The sequence below is a fragment of the Paenibacillus sp. FSL R7-0198 genome, assembly GCF_038000415.1.
Taxonomy (GTDB): domain Bacteria; phylum Bacillota; class Bacilli; order Paenibacillales; family Paenibacillaceae; genus Paenibacillus.
In genome coordinates this window covers 3,006,051-3,023,480 of the sequence record NZ_JBBOCB010000001.1, presented here as the reverse complement: position 1 = coordinate 3,023,480, position 17,430 = coordinate 3,006,051, and the positions used below count along the sequence as shown (strand labels likewise).

Here is a 17,430-nt window from a genome sequence, read left to right as displayed (position 1 = left end):
CATTGGGGTGGATGTTTTGGGGTTTTTATTGTTTTTACGGTGTAATTCAGGCCATTGAATAGTTCACTTTTTTAACCTGAAGCGATCCAGATTTCCATTTTATTATCCAATTATATACAATGGTAATATTGAGTTCAATTGGAAATCATAGAATGCTAGATTCAGGGGGATGGACGGGGTCATGGTGAGAATGTTGAAAAAGATGGACGGTGTGATTCTCTTCGTAATGCTGTTGCTCATGATTATTAGTGTATTTGCGATCTATAGCGGAACGCAGACAGATGCCAAACTGGCGAATCATCATGTCAAAACGATTTATTTCTATGTGGCCGGGTTCATTGCGGTGCTTGTGATTGGGCTTGTGAATTACAAGTTATACGTGAAATATGCGTTTTATTTGTATGGCTTGGGAATTATACTACTGATCCTGGCCAATGTCCTGGGAAGTTCGATCAATAACGCCAACGGTTGGCTAAAGCTGGGCGATAACTTTTCTTTTCAACCGGCAGAGCTGTTCAAGATGATTCTGATTCTGTTCCTCGCCCATTTGATTGTGAAGAGACAACGAGGCACGCTGAAATTTTGGAGAGATATTGTGCCGATTGGCTGCTGGACGTTTATTCCGTTTGCCCTTGTTATGGCTCAGAATGATTTGGGGAATGCCCTGGGGTATGTGGTGATTCTGGCTGCAGTTTTCTGGATCGGGAATATGAGGTTGAAGCACGCATTGATTGCACTGGCGATTGTGGGCGTGGCGTTTTTTGGCTTTGTTAAAGCCTATACTTTCTACCATGATGAAGTGTTCACCTTTCTTGAAAAGATAAAAAGGGAGCATTGGGCGGAGCGAATTGATCCCTGGCTTGTACCGGAAAAGGCTACCTCCAAAGCTTCCTGGCATACGAAAAATGCAGGTTTAGCCATCGGTTCAGGGGGCATCATGGGCAAGGGTTATTTGCAAGGAACATCCGTTCAGAGTGGACGAGTCCCCTATACGTATTCTGATTCCATTTTTGTTGTAATTGCAGAGGAGTTTGGCTTTGTTGGTGCATCCGTACTGATTTTGTTGTACTTTATTCTGATTCAACGTATGGTGCTGATTGCTCTGACTTGTAGAGATCGCGCGGGACCCGTCATCATTGTAGGTATTATCGGAATGTTATTGTATCAGGTATTTGAGAACGTGGGGGCTTTCCTCGGACTGATGCCGCTCACAGGTATTACGTTGCCGTTCATCAGTTACGGCGGCACTTCTTTGCTCATTAATATGGCTTGTATTGGGGTGGTCATGAGCATTAAGTTGTATGGACAGGAAGAGGAGGATGAACTTCTGATGGGGGAGCAGCAACCCCGGTTGTCGGAACGTTTATGGAATATGCTCAAGAAAGAGAAAAGTGCTGTGTAACTGTTGAGTCGGTGCAGTGAAAAGTAAAGTGGTGGGACTTATAACGTAATCGTTCGTAGGAATGAAGAGGTTGATTTGCCCTGAAACCAGGTGCAGATCAGCCTTTTTAACATGATGGGTGAGAAAGTGTGAATGAGAGATGGGAGAAGAGAAAGAGAAAAGAGAGAATCAATGCAGAGGGTGTCTTCAAGCAAGTCGTAAGCAGAGATGTACCTGAAAGATTCGGGAACAGAGTGTTAAGCATGGTGTGGATTTCAGGTGCAGCTGCTAGGAGCTAACGAACCTGACACCGCTTATACGGGGGATTCGAAGTGCCCGGAGAAAGCTAAGGAATCTGAGACACGTTATGTCAGCATAAACAGCCTTTTGTAGCTTGTTGGTCAGATGATTTTGGGAAATAACGTGTCTGGTGTTCCTTACAGTTTCAAAAGAAGACCTGAAGGCCAAATAAGGTGTCCTGGGTTCCTTAGAACATCGACTGGTCATTCACGAGAGTCATTCGCCCAAGGTCAACCAGCGCAGGTTTCGAGGCTTTTTGAACAAACTCTAGTAGATTTATTGCAAATGCTAGGTTTACTTCCGATTCTCTGGGGCATACTGATAGACATGAGAGAGTTGCAGGCAACGTGATCAGAGAGCCGAGGGGGAGAACGTAATGAGCAGAAGAATTGTAAAGCAAATTGGACTTATTATTGTATGTCTTATGATGATTATCATGATGTGGGAAGGTCAGAAAACGGATGCAGCTGTGGCGGCCACAGCAATTCCGGAACAATCGATTCGCTTGCGCATTCTAGCAAACTCGGATGCACCGGGAGATCAATTGGTGAAACGTGAGATTCGGGATGCTGTCGTTGCTCAGATGGGCGAGTGGGTAGCCGAACTGGAGAATCCGCAAAGTCTGGATGAAGCGCGCAAGGTTATTCGTGAGCATTTGTCCGAGATTGAAAATAGAGTAGGAGAAGAGTTGGCCAGTCGCGGTTTAAATTATGAGTATCAGGTGGAGCTGGGTTCCGTTCCGTTCCCGACCAAACTATATGGAGGAACTGTGTATCCTGCCGGAGATTATGAAGCGGTTCGGATTACGCTGGGCGAAGGAAAAGGTCAGAACTGGTGGTGTGTGTTGTTCCCGCCGCTGTGCTTCATTGATGCAGGGACTGGGGATGCCCTGGCGAAACCTTCAACGGTATCGGCCGCTGCAGCTGAACCTGGAGATGCAGAGGCATCTGTGCAGGGAGATACACCGGAAGCAAGATTCTTTCTGTGGGATATGGCTGTGAAACTGTGGAGTTGGATAACTGGATTGTTCGCATAACAACGAATTTATACTATGAATAAGGGCGACTTCGATTCAGGGAGCTGCCCTTTTGATATGAATTAGTGGCGAGGATATAGCGAGACTTATGCGTGGAGTGAAGTGTGAAGGGCATCCGAGGCGGTACAGGTATGTTATAATTACTTATATTGAATATGGATATGAACTAACCTACTTGAAGTTTAGGAATGATGATATATGAGCAGAGAAAACGAACCATTGCAACACACCTCTGAGATGAGGGATGGTAGAGAAGAACGTGATATGAAAGTTCCGGGAGAGCTGGTCACTGAGATGTGGGATGTACGCGTCTTGGTGAGCGCTGAGAACGATCACGGATTGGGTAATATTGAAATGTTGGATGTGAAAAAGGGGAGCGCCGATCAACAGGCGCTCGCCGACTTGCAGGCTGCCGCAGCCTGCATTCGTCAAGGTCAGACGGTGGCCTTTCCGACCGAGACGGTCTATGGCTTGGGTGCTGATGCGCGTAGCACGGCAGCCGTGGAGGCTGTATTTGTCGCCAAAGGCCGACCTTCCGACAATCCACTGATTGTGCATATCGCGCACCGTGACCAGTTGGATACTCTGGTCACGGAAGTGAATGAAACGGCGGAAGCGCTGATGGCGGCCTTCTGGCCGGGACCACTGACGCTGGTGCTGCCGGTTAGGCCGGGGGCGGTGTCCCCGCGTGTCACCGCCGGTTTGGACACGGTGGCCGTGCGCATGCCGGACCATCCGGTGGCCTTGCAGTTGATCGCGGCGGCGGCATGCCCTGTGGCTGCGCCAAGCGCCAACCGCTCCGGGCGGCCAAGCCCGACACTCGCGTCTCATGTGCGCGAGGATCTGGATGGCCGCATCGGCGGCATCGTGGACGGCGGCCCCACCGGGGTGGGCGTCGAGTCCACGGTGGTGCAGGTCGGTGACGACGGTACCGTCACCATCCTGCGCCCTGGCGGCATTACGGCGGAACAACTGTCCGCCGTTGCCGCCCGTGTCGCCACGGACCCCGCGCTACTCGCGGAGGGGGCCGATGGCGTGGGCAGCCAGGCGCCGCGCTCGCCGGGCATGAAGTACACGCACTACGCACCCGCAGGGGCGCTGTGCGTGATAGAGGGGCCGCCCGCAGCGGTGGCGGCCTGGATCAGCGCCGCCCTCGCAGAGGCGGCGCAGCGCGGAGAGCGCACCGCGGTGCTGGCGTTCGCCGAGCACGCGGAGCAGTACCGCGCCGATGCCGTGTTCTCGCTGGGCGACGCCAGCGAGCTGGAGGAAGCAGCGCGCAGGCTATACGCCGCGCTGCGCAGCTGCGATGAGCAAGGCGCCACATATATTGTGGCTGAAGCCTGCTCACGCGAAGGGCTGGGAGCAGCCGTCATGAATCGGCTGCTCAAGGCTGCGGGGAACCAACTCATACAAGTTGGCAACCAGCAACCCTCTTAACCTCCCCTGATCATATATCAGGAGAGCTACGTACTCTTTTTCAAAACAATCAATAAACCACCATATCCACTTTCACGCCAATCTAGCTTTATGCACCACGGATATCGAGTAGATCCGTCGCCGCCGTTTGCCTTTCATCGGTCATGTTTAGGTCCTTGTCCGCATATCGTGTACAAGAACCTTTACGTGACTTGGGGGTATGGGGATGTGGGATGTGTCTGCCCATGTAGGGCAGTTGGTAACCATTTTGATCATGGCTGTTGCGCTTGGCCTCGATGCCTTCTCACTCGGAATCGGAATTGGCATGAAGGGCATTCGGCTGAGGGATGTATTGCGAATCAGTATTGTAACGGCGCTATTTCATATCATCATGCCGCTCATCGGCATGTATATGGGCAAATACGTCAGCTCCCTGCTCGGTGACATTACAACATATGCGGCAGGTGGATTACTTGTTTTGCTGGGTGCTCATATGATTCTGAATGCATTCCGTGAAGGCGATACTAAGCTGGTGGACCACCGTTCCCTGCTCGGCGTTGTTTTGTTCTCCCTCAGTGTAAGTGTGGATTCGTTCTCCGTTGGCGTTTCCTTAGGGATGTTTAGCAGTGATCTGATCTTAACCGTACTTGCTTTCGGCTTTTGTGGCGGGGTGATGTCGGTTATGGGTCTGCTATTAGGCCGTCGGGTGAGTCAGAATCTCGGGGATTACGGCGAAGCTATTGGTGGCGCAATCTTGCTTGCGTTTGGACTTTTGTTTATATTTTAGAATAAAACTTGAGATATCATATCATTCGCATCATATGTAAAATGGGGAGGCTAACACAATGAAACATATTTTATTCGTATGTACAGGAAATACGTGCCGCAGCCCCATGGCAGAGGGGCTTTTGCGAAAACTGGCATCGGAGCGTGGCATTCAGGTAGAAGTTCGTTCCGCAGGTGTGGCAGCAACGTCGGGTATGCCGATCTCTCGTCATGCTGAAGCGGTTTTGAGAGATCATAACGTTGAAGGTCCACCTCATTCCACACAACTTAGCTCTAACCTGGTAGGTTGGGCCGATCTGGTTCTAACATTAACACGGAGTCACAAGCAGCATGTCATGCAGGTTTTTCCCGATTCAGTCCACAAAACCTATACATTGAAAGAATATGTGGAGGATGATGAACAGGTATTAAGTGATGTCCAGGAGTTGGACAGCCTGTTTGCAACGCTGGAGATGAAACGTGCCCTTGGGCAAGAGATCCTGGCATCGGAGCGGGAGCGAGCCATTGAGATTAGACAACGAATTCCAAGTTTCGACATCTCTGATCCGTTTGGGGGAAGTCGTGATGATTACAATATAGCTGCAGCTGAGATTCGGACGGCATTGGACCGGCTTTTGGATAAGCTGAGATAATTCTGATCCTGCGAGGCAGGTTATAGAAATAGGACACGTGATGTAAATTAACCGTTGATTTTAGCCGCGGGTTGTTTTATGATGAAGGGGAAAACAGGGATCCGGTGTAACTGGCGACGAAGTGGGCATAACCACGATGGAGCACCGGAACAAACGGCCGGTCGCCTGGGCAAAAGAGCAATTCTGCGTTACCCGCAGACTGCTCTTTTTTTCGTCTTTCATCTGATTATTCGCTATAATAGTACCTGAGATGCCGTGCAAGAATACGAAGGACAACCAAGAGAAAGCGGGCATGATTTTATCGGGAGGCGATGATAGGATGACTATAGAGTTAGATTCGGAACAACCCGGATTGCAGGAACAGACCGCGTCTATTCTGCATGAACTGGCGCTTGCCGGACAGCTTGGGCCTGGACAGATCGTTGTGATCGGTACAAGCACAAGTGAAGTCGCAGGCGCTCGGATTGGTACGAGTGGTGCCATTGAAGTGGCACAGCAGCTTCTTGCGGGTATACGCGAGGTGCAGGAGGAATTCGGTTTTGACACGGTATTCCAATGTTGTGAGCATCTGAACCGTGCGCTGGTAATGGAGCGTTCTGTGCTTACTCGTCTTGGATTGACCGAGGTTGGTGCAGTACCCGTGCCCAAGGCCGGAGGTTCAATGGCATCCGCAGCATATCGTTCGCTGACCGATCCATGCCTGGCTGAACATGTGCAGGCCCATGCGGGACTGGACATTGGGGAGACGATGATTGGGATGCATCTCCGGCATGTAGCCGTACCCTATCGTACAGCGCTCCGCTATGTTGGAGATGCACGTGTGACCACAGCGTTGACTCGTCCGAAGTTGATTGGCGGCGAACGCGCGGTGTATCGTATGGAAGAACAACCAGATTCGACATTTTGTGACTAACATATAAAGCGAGACTAATTGGGTTACACTCCTGACTTTGATTGCATCACCATCTTCCGATCGCTGTTATCCCCAGATTTTTTATTCCCTATTTAAAGGGGAAATCCGGTGATAGCCTATGCTTCCGGAGTAGCTTTCTAAAGAAAGCTTTTTGGCGACCACTTCGTTTCTTCAGATTGGTGTTGCACTCGCCGTTTTCGTGTAAACATTAGTTTCACTTTATAAATTCACTTATAAACTGGGAGGAATTTAATCATGGAACAATTGCGCAAGAATGACCCGGCAGTACTGGAAGCGATGAATCTTGAACTGAAACGTCAACAGAACAACATCGAACTGATTGCATCCGAGAACATCGTAAGTGAAGCAGTAATCGAAGCATTGGGATCTGTTCTGACCAACAAGTACGCTGAAGGATATCCAGGCAAACGTTACTATGGCGGTTGTGAGCATGTGGACATCGTTGAAGACATCGCGCGTGATCGTGCAAAAGAATTGTTCGGAGCAGAACACGTGAATGTTCAACCTCACTCCGGTGCACAAGCGAACATGGCAGTATATCTTGCAGCGTTGAAACCTGGTGATACTGTACTCGGTATGAACCTTGCCCATGGTGGACACCTCACACACGGTAGTCCGGTTAACGCATCCGGTTTGCTGTACAACTTCGTAGCATACGGCGTACAGGAAGATACATTCCTGATTGATTATGATGAAGTACGCAAAGCGGCTTTCAAACACCGTCCTCGTCTGATCGTTGCTGGTGCAAGTGCATATCCGCGTACCATTGATTTTGAAAAGCTGGCTTCCATCGCCAATGATGTAGGCGCTTTGTTCATGGTGGACATGGCTCACATCGCAGGACTGGTTGCTGCTGGTTTGCATCCAAACCCGGTTCCACATGCGCATTTCGTAACAACAACAACACACAAAACGCTGCGTGGACCTCGTGGTGGTATGATTCTGTGCCGTAAAGCGTGGGCAGCAGCGATTGATAAAGCCGTATTCCCTGGTTCCCAAGGTGGACCTCTGATGCACGTGATCGCTTCCAAAGCGGTAGCATTCGGAGAAGCTTTGCAGCCTTCGTTCAAAACATATGCACAGAACGTTGTGAAAAACGCACAGGTTCTGGCTGAAACACTGATCGCTGAAGGATTGAACATCGTATCCGGTGGTACAGATAACCACTTGATGCTGATCGATACACGCAGTGTGAACATCACTGGTAAGGAAGCTGAGCATGTGCTTGATTCCATCGGTATTACCGTGAACAAAAATGCAATTCCATTCGACCCTACAAGCCCGTTTGTAACGAGCGGTATTCGAATTGGTACACCTGCTGCAACTTCCCGTGGCATGAACGAAGAAGCGATGGTAGCGATCGGTAAGATTATTGCCAAAACGCTGAAAAATCCAAAAGATACAGCGAAGTTGGAAGAAGCTCGTGCAGAAGTGACTGCACTGACAGACCAATTCCCGCTCTATACCGATCTTAAATACTAAAAAACTTTGCTAATGGTGTTTGTATTTGAGTGTTCTTAATGTACACACGCAGGCGGAGCAAACCGAAAGAACCTGAAGAAGCGTAGCGCTCGCCTTTATCCCCAGATTTCAACAATTATAATTGGATCAAAGAAATCTGGGGATAACAGCGATCGGAAGGTCATTCGGTTTGCGGAGCACCATTAGTGTTTACACGTTTTTGAACATACTCAACGACATAACAGCAAGAGCAAAACAGGACCGGATGGATCATTTTCCGGTCCTGTTTTTTATAGGATTCGGTAATCTGTAATGATTGGGTGCCCTTTGATGGTGTAATTCGTTGTTGGTGATGATATAATATACAGGATTTATCGAGCCCATGAATGGTGGCTAGGTATATTTGGAAATGCTTAACATGAAGAACTTACCGGAGGGACAAATTAGATGGGAAAATTAGTAATATGTGATCACCCTTTGATTCAACACAAACTGACGTTTATACGCGACATGCGTACGAATACGAAAGATTTTCGTGAATTGGTGGATGAAGTAGCAACGTTGATGGCTTATGAGATTACAAGAGATGTTGAACTGGAAACGATTGATGTACAGACACCTGTAGCTGCAACACAAGGTAAAGTCATCTCTGGACGTATGCTCGGACTGGTGCCGATTTTGCGTGCAGGACTCGGAATGCTGGATGGCGTTGTGAAATTGTTGCCAGCGGCAAAAGTTGGACATGTTGGTCTGTTCCGTGACCCGGAAACATTGCAACCGGTAGAATACTACACCAAACTGCCTACAGACGTAACAGAGCGTCAATTGATTGTAATTGATCCGATGCTGGCAACGGGTGGTTCGGCAATTGCAGCTATTGACGTGCTCAAAAAACGTGGTTGTACCCAAATCAAGATGATGAACCTGGTGGCAGCACCGGAAGGCGTAAAAGCTGTGCAAGATGCACATCCCGATGTGGACATCTATGTAGCAGCATTGGACGACCGTCTGGATGATCATGGTTATATCGTTCCAGGGCTTGGAGATGCAGGAGACCGTCTATACGGCACTAAATAAGCATATCGCATGCTTGTAATCGGAACTTATAGAAAAGGGGCTTTGCTCGAATGTCCAACAAAATTAAAGTCATGACGATCTTCGGGGTGCGTCCGGAAGCCATCAAGATGGCTCCGCTTATTTTGGAATTGCAAAAACACCCTGAGTCTATTGAATCTATTGTTTGCGTAACTGCGCAGCATCGCCAGATGTTGGATCAGGTACTTGAAGTTTTCGACATTCATCCCGATTATGATCTGGATGTGATGAAGGACCGTCAGACATTGAATGAAATCACAATTCGTGTGCTTGGTGGTCTGGAACCGGTGTTAGCTGAATCTAAGCCGGATATTGTGCTGGTCCACGGGGATACATTAACTACCTTTGTGGCGAGCTATGCAGCATTCCTGCAACAGATTCAGGTAGGGCATGTGGAAGCGGGGCTGCGGACGTGGAACAAGTTGTCTCCATATCCGGAAGAGATGAACCGTCAGCTGACGGGAGTACTGGCTGATCTGCACTTTGCGCCTACGGATTGGTCTTCTTCCAATCTTGCCAAAGAAAATAAATCGGAGTCTAGTACGTACGTCACAGGCAACACGGTAACAGATGTGTTTCAATATACAGTACGGGAGGACTACACACACCCGGTACTTGATTGGGCCCAAGGCAAACGCCTTGTGCTGATGACAGCTCATCGCCGTGAATCTCAAGGCGAGCCTCACCGCAACATTTTCCAGGCCGTCAAACGGATTGCCGACGAATTTGAAGATATTGCCATCGTGTACCCGGTGCATCCAAGTCCTGCTGTGAAGGAGCCGGCTCACGCGATTTTGGGGAATCATCCCCGTATTCAATTAATTGATCCACTAGACGTGGTGGATTTGCATAACTTTTACCCGCACACTCACTTGATTTTGACCGATTCAGGCGGTTTGCAGGAAGAAGCACCTTCGTTTGGTGTGCCTGTGCTCGTATTGCGCGATACAACAGAACGCCCGGAAGGTATTGAAGCCGGAACGCTGGAACTGGTAGGTACCGAAGAGGAACGTGTGTATGAACGGACCAAAGCTCTGCTTACAGACAAAACCCTGTATGCAAGCATGAGTCAGGCTGCCAATCCATACGGTGATGGACATGCTTCGGAAAGAATTGTCAATGCGATTCTGCACCATTTTGGTGTAAATAGTGAGCGTCCGGAATCATTTCACAGAAAATTCAAAAAATAATACAATTTTTCTGACGGATTTATAAAGGGCATAGCATACAGTTAAACTGTACGGTTTACGCGGGTTTATGGGCTTTGAGGGTCTGTATTCCCGTCGTTTTCCCCTTTAAAACGCTAAAATCATTCAATTGACAAAGGCTCTCATCATTCAGTAAAATTAACTGGGATTGCAAGGGTGGCGTGGAAAATGGCCGATTCGAACAAACCAAATTCATCCCGTAACCATGACGATAATGTATGGAAAGCGATGGGACTCGTGACAGCTTTTGGGATCGAGATTGCCATTCTCGCTGTTGCCGGATATTACGCTGGCTCCTGGTTGGACAAGACCATCGGAGGTAACGGAATATGGATCGCCGTAAGCGTTCTCTTTTTTCTTGCGGCAGGCGGTGTAAGCATCTACTTTATCGCGAAAAAATTCATGGGGGAAAGTGATGAGTGAACTAACCAGATACCGCAGATCGATGACTGTTTTCATCATGTACTTTCTTATGATTTGTTTTCTCGCAGCGGCCTTTATGCCACGTGTGGAGACAATTGCTTTGGGACTAGCCCTGGGTACAGGAATTAGCTGGATCAATGCATTTTACTTGGGCTACAAAGTAAGGAAAATGTCTGATGATGCGGCAGAAGGTAACTTGAAGCGTGTGAACCTGGGATTTTTGACAAGAGCGGCACTCGCTGTGCTCGGTATATTCATATCGATGCGCTTTCCGCAGTACTTCAATACATATGCGGTTGCAGGCGGTCTCGTCATTGCACAATTTTCCTTACTGATTATAGGGATTGTCCATTCCCGCAGAGCAGAATGATGTTAAGGGCTGCAGCTTTCAAGTCGAGAAAGGGGTGAGAAAAATATGCATGAAGCTCCAATTATTATGCTTGGCGGATTTCGACTGGATCTATCGGTTCTGTTGATGCTGGTAGTTACAGGTGCAATTGTTTTTATTTTTGCTGTACTGGCAACACGGAGATTATCCGTTGAAAATCCCGGCAAGCTGCAAAATTTTATGGAGTGGGCAGTAGAATTCGTCCGCAATCTGATTTCCAGCACAATGGATATGAAGAAAGGTAAACATTTTATCTCTCTCGCTCTTTCCATGATTATGTTCATTTTTGTAGGGAATATGCTCGGCCTTCCGCTCGTAGCTGTATCTGAAGTAACAGATGTTAGTCAGGCACAGGTATTCGGTAAGCCGATTGTTACAGCGGTGGAGGCGTTTGAAGAAGCGCATGCCAAGGACCCTGAAGCACACCCACACGTTGAACTGGCTTGGTGGAAATCACCAACAGCCGATTTGTCTGTAACGATGGGACTCGCTCTCGTAGCGTTCCTTGTATCTCATGGACTGGGATTGTTCCGCAACACAAAAGGATATCTCCAGCATTACCTTAAGCCATTCGCCTTGTTCTTGCCAATCAACTTGATTGAGACGGCATCCAAGCTGTTGACACACGGTATGCGTCTATTCGCGAATATCTTCGCGGGTGAGGTACTGATCGCAACGATCCTGAAACTGACCACATTTAAAGTGTTTGGTGCTATTGCAGCGATTCCGCTACTAATGGTGTGGCAAGGCTTCAGTATCTTTATCGGCGCGATCCAGGCATTTGTGTTTGTTATCTTGATGATGGTGTACATTTCACAGAGCATCGAGACGCACGACGAGCATTAAGTTTCAAGCCCTACGAAGATTTCTTCACCAGGCTGAACAATAAAAAATTCGATTTATCATTTTAAGGAGGATATACAAATGGGAGCAATGGCATTAATCGCAGCAGCAATTGTTGCAGGACTGGGCGCGTTTGGCGCAGGTATTGGTAACGGTATGGTAATCAGCAAAACGGTGGAAGGTATTGCCCGTCAACCGGAAGCAAAATCCACTCTTCAAACAACAATGTTTATCGGTGTAGGTTTGATCGAGGTATTGCCGATCATCGGTGTGGTACTCGCGTTCATGTTCTACGGTATGGCTTAATTAAATTTTAAAGGTTTGGCGGGGAAGGCCATAGCCATCCGCGCCTTCTTTTTAGGTAATGTCCGTTCTAACGGATGACGTTTCAAGGATACCTCCAGGAAGGAGTGAACAGATTGAGTTTCATATGGGAAAATACGCTTCTTGCGATTGTTGCATTTGCAATTTTATATTGGCTGCTTAGCCGTTATGCCTTCGGGCCTTTGTTCTCCATTATGGAAAAACGTCGTGAACTCGTGATGACGCAGATGAATGAGGCTGCACAGACTCGGGAACAGGCCATTGCCTATGTGGAGGAACAAAAACAAGCTCTTGAGCAAGCACGTCAAGATGCTTACGACATCATTGAACAGTCCAAACAAACGGGTGGCAAACAAGCTGAATCGATTTTGGCTGATGCAAAAGCTGAAGCTAATCGTCTTAAAGACGATGCAGTACGCGAAATTGAGAGCGAGAAGAACAAAGCAGTCGCAGCACTTCGCAGCGAACTGGGTACAGCTTCCGTTCAGATTGCATCCAAGTTGATTAAAAAAGAAGTTGAGAACGGTCCTGCACAAGAAGAGCTTGTGAACCAATACCTCAATGAGGTAGGAGGCCGACAATGAGCCGCGATACGATTGTTGCCAAGCGTTATGCGAAAGCATTGTTCGAAGTTGCTCTTCAGCAACAGCAGGTGCTTGAGGTTGAACAGGAACTGGTTGCAGTAGTCAGTGCATTGACCGGAGATGCAGATATCGAGAAATTTATCGTATCCCCTAATATTTCTGATGAAGCCAAGCAGAACGTGATTCACTCAAGTCTTGATGGCAAGGTATCCGATTCAGTCCTTCGTACAGTCTTGTTGTTGATTGAGCGCGGACGCGTTGAATTGCTGGGAGACTTGCTGAATGATTATCGGAAGATCCAAGGTGAGTCGCTAGGCATCGCAGATGCACGTGTCTACTCGACTTATGCGTTGAATGATGAAGAAAAAGAAGCGGTAGCCCGTGAATTCGGTGGCCGTGTGAATAAAAAGATTCGTATCGAGAACATTGTTGATCCGACTCTGCTGGGCGGATTGAAAGTCGCCATTGGCGATACGATCTATGACGGCAGCTTGGCTGGCAAGCTCGAACGTCTTGAGCAGTCTTTTAACAGACGAGTACAGTAGATTGGGGTGAGGACACTTGAGTATCAAACCAGAAGAAATCAGTACATTAATTAAGAGCCAAATCGAACAATACAAGACCGATATCGATGTAGTCGAAGTCGGAACGGTAATCGAGGTTGGTGATGGTATCGCTCGTGTTTACGGACTTGAGAACGTCATGTCCAACGAGTTGGTTGAATTCCCAAGCGGTGTTATGGGACTCGCCATGAACGTCGAAGAAAGCAATGTCGGTGTCGTTATCCTGGGACCTTACTACGATATTCGTGAAGGTGACCAAGTGAAACGTACTGGTCAAATCATGCAAGTGCCTGTAGGCGAAGCATTGATTGGACGCGTTGTGAACCCGCTCGGTATTCCTGTAGATGGCAAAGGGCCAATCGCTACAACGGAATTCCGTCCGGTTGAAGGTAAAGCACCAGGCGTAATGGATCGTAAATCGGTTCATGAGCCGATGCAAACAGGGATCAAAGCCATTGATGCAATGGTGCCAATCGGTCGTGGACAACGTGAGTTGATCATCGGTGACCGTCAAACAGGTAAAACATCCATCGCAATTGATGCGATCCTGAACCAAAAAGGTAGCGGCATGAAGTGTATCTATGTGGCTATTGGTCAGAAACAGTCTACGGTTGCTCAAGTTGTGGAAACTCTTCGTCGTAAAGGCGCAATGGAGTACACAATCGTTGTAACTGCAGCAGCTTCCGATCCATCACCACTCTTGTACATCGCACCGTATTCCGGTTGTTCGATGGGTGAGTACTTCATGTACAAAGGCGAGCACGTTCTGGTTATCTATGATGACTTGACCAAACAAGCCTCTGCATATCGTGAGCTTTCCTTGTTGCTTCGTCGTCCACCGGGCCGTGAGGCTTATCCGGGTGACGTCTTCTACCTGCACTCCCGTTTGCTGGAGCGTGCTGCGAAGCTGAATGATGAACTTGGTGGTGGTTCTTTAACCGCACTTCCGTTTATTGAAACACAAGCTTCCGACGTATCTGCATACATTCCAACGAACGTAATCTCCATCACGGACGGACAAATCTTCCTTGAAGCTGACTTGTTCAATGCTGGACAACGCCCGGCGATCAACGTAGGTATTTCCGTATCTCGTGTCGGTGGTTCTGCTCAGATCAAAGCGATGAAAAAGGTTGCAGGTTCCCTGCGTCTCGACCTCGCTCAATATCGTGAGCTTCAAGCGTTCTCCCAGTTCGGTTCCGATCTGGATAAAGCGACTCAGGCCCGCCTGAATCGTGGTGCGCGTATGATGGAAATCCTGAAGCAAGGTGTTAACCAGCCTCTGCCTGTAGAACAACAGGTTGTCAGCTTGTACACTGCGGTTAAAGGATTCCTGGATGAGATTCCAACAGGTGATGTTACTCGTTTCGAGCGTGAGTTCCTCGCGTTCATGGAGAGCAGCCATCCGGAGATTCTTGCATCCATCCGTGATACTAAAGAATTGACTGCAGACAACGAAAATGCACTGAAAGGTGCAATTGAGAAGTTCAGAAAGAGCTTTGCTGTCTCTGTCTAAATAAATGATTGCAGGTGCGGAGTTGTCTAACCGATTCCGCATGTCTGCATGTAATACTTTGACTCTGTCAAAAAAGATGATGCTTACGATGTAGTTTTGACTCTGTCAAAACTTTAAGGTGGTGAAATCATGGCAAAAGGCATGCGCGAAATTAAGCGGCAAATTAAAAGCGTACAAAGCACCAAGCAGATCACCAAAGCAATGGAGATGGTAGCTGCTGCAAAACTGCGTAAAGCGCAGGAAAAAGCGGAAGCAGCCCGTCCTTATTCGGAGAAACTGAAAGAAGTTGTAGCTAGTATTGCATCAAGCACGCAAGGTATACAGCATCCGATGCTGGAGAGCCGTCCGGTCAAAAAGACAGCTTATCTGATCATTACATCGGACCGTGGTCTTGCAGGTGGATACAATGCGAACGTTTTGCGTCAGGTTAATCAGACGCTCAAAGAGCGCCACAACTCCCAGGATGACTACGAATTGTTCGTCATTGGACGTAAAGGACGCGATTACTTCAGACGTCGTGAAATGGCGATGGCATCCACAACAACGGATCTGTCGGATTCGCCTTCATTTGCAGACATCAAATCCATCGCACACGAAGCTGTTCATGGGTTTGAACTGGCTGAATTTGATGAATTGTACATTTGTTATAACCGCTTTGTGAATGCGTTGACCCAGATTCCTACGGTAGAAAAACTTCTTCCGATGGAAACACCTGAGGTAACTGCTGCGGAAGGACCAACGGCAAGCTACGAATACGAGCCGTCTGCTGAAGCTGTACTGGAGGTTTTGCTTCCGCGTTACGCGGAAACGCTGATCTATGGTGCACTTCTGAACGGTAAGGCAAGTGAGCTGGGTGCGAAAATGACGGCAATGGGTAATGCAACCAAAAATGCATCCAAACTCATTAACGACTTGTCATTGACCTATAACCGTGCCCGTCAAGCGGCGATTACGCAGGAGATTACGGAAATTGTGGCAGGTGCCAACGCAGCACAAGGCTAACCGTTTTTTTATTAATGAAGGCTTGCAGAGCAAAGATAAACGAACGGTACATTATTTTTGCAAAAGTAGCAGGCTTGTAGGAGGGGAACGTTAAGATGAACAAAGGACGCGTTGTGAGCATCATGGGTCCGGTTGTTGACGTCGAGTTTGATCGCGGCGGTCTGCCGGAAATCCTCAATGCCATTACGATCACTACAGTAAGTGAGAGCGGCGTTAGTGTAAACCTTACACTCGAAGCTTCGAAACATCTGGGTGACAACCGAGTACGTTGTATTGCGATGTCCTCCACGGATGGACTTGTTCGTGGTATGGAAGCTTTAGATACAGGAGCACCAATCTCTGTACCCGTTGGAGAAGCAACACTGGGTCGTGTATTTAACGTACTCGGCGAAGCAATTGATACTGGCGGTGCTGTAGCTGCTGAGCACAAGAACCCGATTCACCGTTCAGCACCTGCGTTTGATGAACTGACTACCCAAGCAGAGATGCTGGAGACAGGAATCAAAGTTATCGACTTGCTCGCTCCTTACGCTAAAGGTGGTAAAATCGGTCTCTTCGGTGGTGCCGGTGTAGGTAAGACGGTAACCATTCAAGAATTGATCAACAACATCGCACAAGAGCACGGTGGTATCTCCGTATTTGCGGGTGTTGGTGAGCGTACACGTGAAGGTAATGACTTGTATCACGAGATGAGTGATTCTGGCGTTATCAACAAAACAGCAATGGTCTTCGGACAAATGAACGAGCCTCCAGGCGCACGTCTTCGTGTAGCCCTCACAGGTCTGACGATGGCGGAATACTTCCGTGATGAAGAAGGCCGTGACGTGTTGCTCTTTATCGATAATATCTTCCGTTTCACCCAAGCGGGTTCAGAAGTATCTGCCTTGCTTGGACGTATGCCTTCCGCGGTAGGTTACCAACCTACGCTGGCAACAGAAATGGGTCAACTGCAAGAACGTATCACATCAACGAAAAAAGGTTCTGTAACATCCATCCAGGCCATCTACGTGCCTGCGGATGACTACACTGACCCGGCTCCTGCAACGACGTTTGCTCACTTGGATGCAACGACGAACTTGGAGCGTAAAATTTCCGAGATGGGTATCTACCCTGCGGTAGATCCACTGGCTTCCAGCTCCCGGATCTTGTCCCCTGAAGTTGTAGGTGAAGAACACTACAGCGTAGCTCAAGGCGTTAAACGTATCTTGGCACGTTACAATGAATTGCAAGATATCATTGCAATCCTGGGTATGGACGAGTTGAGTGAAGAAGACAGAGCGCTTGTATACCGTGCTCGTAAAATCCAACGTTTCTTGTCCCAGCCTTTCCACGTTGCTGAAGCATTTAACGGTATTCCGGGTAAATACGTTCCAGTTAAAGAAACGGTGCGCAGCTTTAAAGAGATTCTCGAAGGTAAGTATGATGATCTTCCGGAAGCAGCTTTCCTCTTTGTTGGTACAATTGAAGAGGCAGTGGAGAAAGCCAAAACACTGGTTTAGTCTGAATCCAGGATTGTCCTTATGAAGCGGGCTATCCTTCGG

At 48.2% G+C, this 17,430-nt stretch carries 18 protein-coding genes and 1 riboswitch; all 18 genes read left to right on the top strand.

Annotated features, from left to right (window positions below; translation table 11 throughout):
- The first annotated feature begins 181 nt into the window (after positions 1-181).
- Positions 182-1,402: an FtsW/RodA/SpoVE family cell cycle protein gene (locus MKY87_RS13035; protein WP_340964755.1), complete on the top strand. Its 1,221-nt coding sequence runs from the start codon at positions 182-184 to the stop codon at positions 1,400-1,402.
- Positions 1,403-2,057: 655 nt separating this feature from the next.
- Entirely contained in the window at positions 2,058-2,717 is a 660-nt protein-coding gene (gene spoIIR / locus MKY87_RS13030) for a stage II sporulation protein R (RefSeq protein WP_340912361.1), read from the top strand.
- A gap of 264 nt (positions 2,718-2,981) precedes the next feature.
- On the top strand, positions 2,982-4,154 hold the full coding sequence (locus MKY87_RS13025) for an L-threonylcarbamoyladenylate synthase (protein WP_445669419.1): 1,173 nt from the start codon (positions 2,982-2,984) through the stop codon (positions 4,152-4,154).
- Between the two features lie 205 nt (positions 4,155-4,359).
- Positions 4,360-4,920: a manganese efflux pump MntP gene (locus MKY87_RS13020; RefSeq protein ID WP_338588723.1), complete on the top strand. Its 561-nt coding sequence runs from the start codon at positions 4,360-4,362 to the stop codon at positions 4,918-4,920.
- A gap of 58 nt (positions 4,921-4,978) precedes the next feature.
- Positions 4,979-5,551 carry a low molecular weight protein arginine phosphatase gene (locus tag MKY87_RS13015; protein ID WP_338588722.1) on the top strand — a complete coding sequence of 191 codons (573 nt, stop codon included), beginning with the start codon at positions 4,979-4,981 and terminating at the stop codon, positions 5,549-5,551.
- Positions 5,552-5,647: 96 nt separating this feature from the next.
- Positions 5,648-5,729, top strand: a riboswitch (ZMP/ZTP riboswitch).
- A 141-nt stretch (positions 5,730-5,870) separates the two neighbouring features.
- Positions 5,871-6,464, top strand: a complete 594-nt coding sequence (locus MKY87_RS13010; protein ID WP_076254013.1) for a TIGR01440 family protein — start codon at positions 5,871-5,873, stop codon at positions 6,462-6,464.
- A gap of 255 nt (positions 6,465-6,719) precedes the next feature.
- Complete coding sequence (glyA, locus tag MKY87_RS13005; protein ID WP_340964753.1) at positions 6,720-7,967, top strand: serine hydroxymethyltransferase; 1,248 nt, start codon at positions 6,720-6,722, stop codon at positions 7,965-7,967.
- A gap of 426 nt (positions 7,968-8,393) precedes the next feature.
- Positions 8,394-9,023, top strand: coding sequence for a uracil phosphoribosyltransferase (upp, locus tag MKY87_RS13000; RefSeq protein WP_017691929.1), 630 nt, complete (start codon positions 8,394-8,396; stop codon positions 9,021-9,023).
- A 50-nt stretch (positions 9,024-9,073) separates the two neighbouring features.
- Positions 9,074-10,231, top strand: coding sequence for a non-hydrolyzing UDP-N-acetylglucosamine 2-epimerase (wecB, locus tag MKY87_RS12995; protein WP_340964751.1), 1,158 nt, complete (start codon positions 9,074-9,076; stop codon positions 10,229-10,231).
- A gap of 186 nt (positions 10,232-10,417) precedes the next feature.
- Positions 10,418-10,672: an AtpZ/AtpI family protein gene (locus MKY87_RS12990; RefSeq protein WP_024632723.1), complete on the top strand. Its 255-nt coding sequence runs from the start codon at positions 10,418-10,420 to the stop codon at positions 10,670-10,672.
- Positions 10,665-11,042, top strand: coding sequence for an ATP synthase subunit I (locus MKY87_RS12985; RefSeq protein WP_062836961.1), 378 nt, complete (start codon positions 10,665-10,667; stop codon positions 11,040-11,042). Before MKY87_RS12990 ends, MKY87_RS12985 begins: the two co-directional genes overlap by 8 nt.
- A 45-nt stretch (positions 11,043-11,087) precedes the next feature.
- On the top strand, positions 11,088-11,906 hold the full coding sequence (gene atpB, locus MKY87_RS12980) for a F0F1 ATP synthase subunit A (RefSeq protein ID WP_091036293.1): 819 nt from the start codon (positions 11,088-11,090) through the stop codon (positions 11,904-11,906).
- Between the two features lie 78 nt (positions 11,907-11,984).
- Positions 11,985-12,209 carry a F0F1 ATP synthase subunit C gene (atpE, locus tag MKY87_RS12975; protein WP_017691934.1) on the top strand — a complete coding sequence of 75 codons (225 nt, stop codon included), beginning with the start codon at positions 11,985-11,987 and terminating at the stop codon, positions 12,207-12,209.
- A 113-nt stretch (positions 12,210-12,322) separates the two neighbouring features.
- On the top strand, positions 12,323-12,811 hold the full coding sequence (gene atpF / locus MKY87_RS12970; RefSeq protein ID WP_036612568.1) for a F0F1 ATP synthase subunit B: 489 nt from the start codon (positions 12,323-12,325) through the stop codon (positions 12,809-12,811).
- Positions 12,808-13,356 (top strand): F0F1 ATP synthase subunit delta, encoded by a 549-nt coding sequence (locus MKY87_RS12965; protein ID WP_036612565.1) that lies wholly within the window; start codon positions 12,808-12,810, stop codon positions 13,354-13,356. The genes atpF and MKY87_RS12965 overlap by 4 nt, the downstream gene beginning before the upstream one ends.
- A gap of 16 nt (positions 13,357-13,372) precedes the next feature.
- On the top strand, positions 13,373-14,887 hold the full coding sequence (gene atpA, locus MKY87_RS12960; protein WP_047840700.1) for a F0F1 ATP synthase subunit alpha: 1,515 nt from the start codon (positions 13,373-13,375) through the stop codon (positions 14,885-14,887).
- Positions 14,888-15,016: 129 nt separating this feature from the next.
- Positions 15,017-15,889, top strand: a complete 873-nt coding sequence (gene atpG, locus MKY87_RS12955; RefSeq protein WP_076209796.1) for an ATP synthase F1 subunit gamma — start codon at positions 15,017-15,019, stop codon at positions 15,887-15,889.
- Positions 15,890-15,984: 95 nt separating this feature from the next.
- The gene (gene atpD / locus MKY87_RS12950) at positions 15,985-17,388 is read left to right on the top strand and encodes a F0F1 ATP synthase subunit beta (protein WP_047840699.1); all 1,404 of its coding nucleotides are present in this window, start codon (positions 15,985-15,987) and stop codon (positions 17,386-17,388) included.
- Positions 17,389-17,430: the final 42 nt, after the last annotated feature.

Coding starts and splice junctions, on each gene's coding strand:
- atpE (WP_017691934.1), top strand. CDS start 11,985: ATGGGAGCAATGGCATTAATCGCAGCAGCAATTGTTGCAGGACTGGGC.
- atpB (WP_091036293.1), top strand. CDS start 11,088: ATGCATGAAGCTCCAATTATTATGCTTGGCGGATTTCGACTGGATCTA.
- wecB (WP_340964751.1), top strand. CDS start 9,074: ATGTCCAACAAAATTAAAGTCATGACGATCTTCGGGGTGCGTCCGGAA.
- spoIIR (WP_340912361.1), top strand. CDS start 2,058: ATGAGCAGAAGAATTGTAAAGCAAATTGGACTTATTATTGTATGTCTT.
- atpD (WP_047840699.1), top strand. CDS start 15,985: ATGAACAAAGGACGCGTTGTGAGCATCATGGGTCCGGTTGTTGACGTC.
- MKY87_RS12990 (WP_024632723.1), top strand. CDS start 10,418: ATGGCCGATTCGAACAAACCAAATTCATCCCGTAACCATGACGATAAT.
- MKY87_RS12985 (WP_062836961.1), top strand. CDS start 10,665: ATGAGTGAACTAACCAGATACCGCAGATCGATGACTGTTTTCATCATG.
- MKY87_RS13035 (WP_340964755.1), top strand. CDS start 182: ATGGTGAGAATGTTGAAAAAGATGGACGGTGTGATTCTCTTCGTAATG.
- atpG (WP_076209796.1), top strand. CDS start 15,017: ATGGCAAAAGGCATGCGCGAAATTAAGCGGCAAATTAAAAGCGTACAA.
- MKY87_RS12965 (WP_036612565.1), top strand. CDS start 12,808: ATGAGCCGCGATACGATTGTTGCCAAGCGTTATGCGAAAGCATTGTTC.
- MKY87_RS13015 (WP_338588722.1), top strand. CDS start 4,979: ATGAAACATATTTTATTCGTATGTACAGGAAATACGTGCCGCAGCCCC.
- MKY87_RS13020 (WP_338588723.1), top strand. CDS start 4,360: ATGTGGGATGTGTCTGCCCATGTAGGGCAGTTGGTAACCATTTTGATC.
- MKY87_RS13025 (WP_445669419.1), top strand. CDS start 2,982: ATGAAAGTTCCGGGAGAGCTGGTCACTGAGATGTGGGATGTACGCGTC.
- MKY87_RS13010 (WP_076254013.1), top strand. CDS start 5,871: ATGACTATAGAGTTAGATTCGGAACAACCCGGATTGCAGGAACAGACC.
- upp (WP_017691929.1), top strand. CDS start 8,394: ATGGGAAAATTAGTAATATGTGATCACCCTTTGATTCAACACAAACTG.
- glyA (WP_340964753.1), top strand. CDS start 6,720: ATGGAACAATTGCGCAAGAATGACCCGGCAGTACTGGAAGCGATGAAT.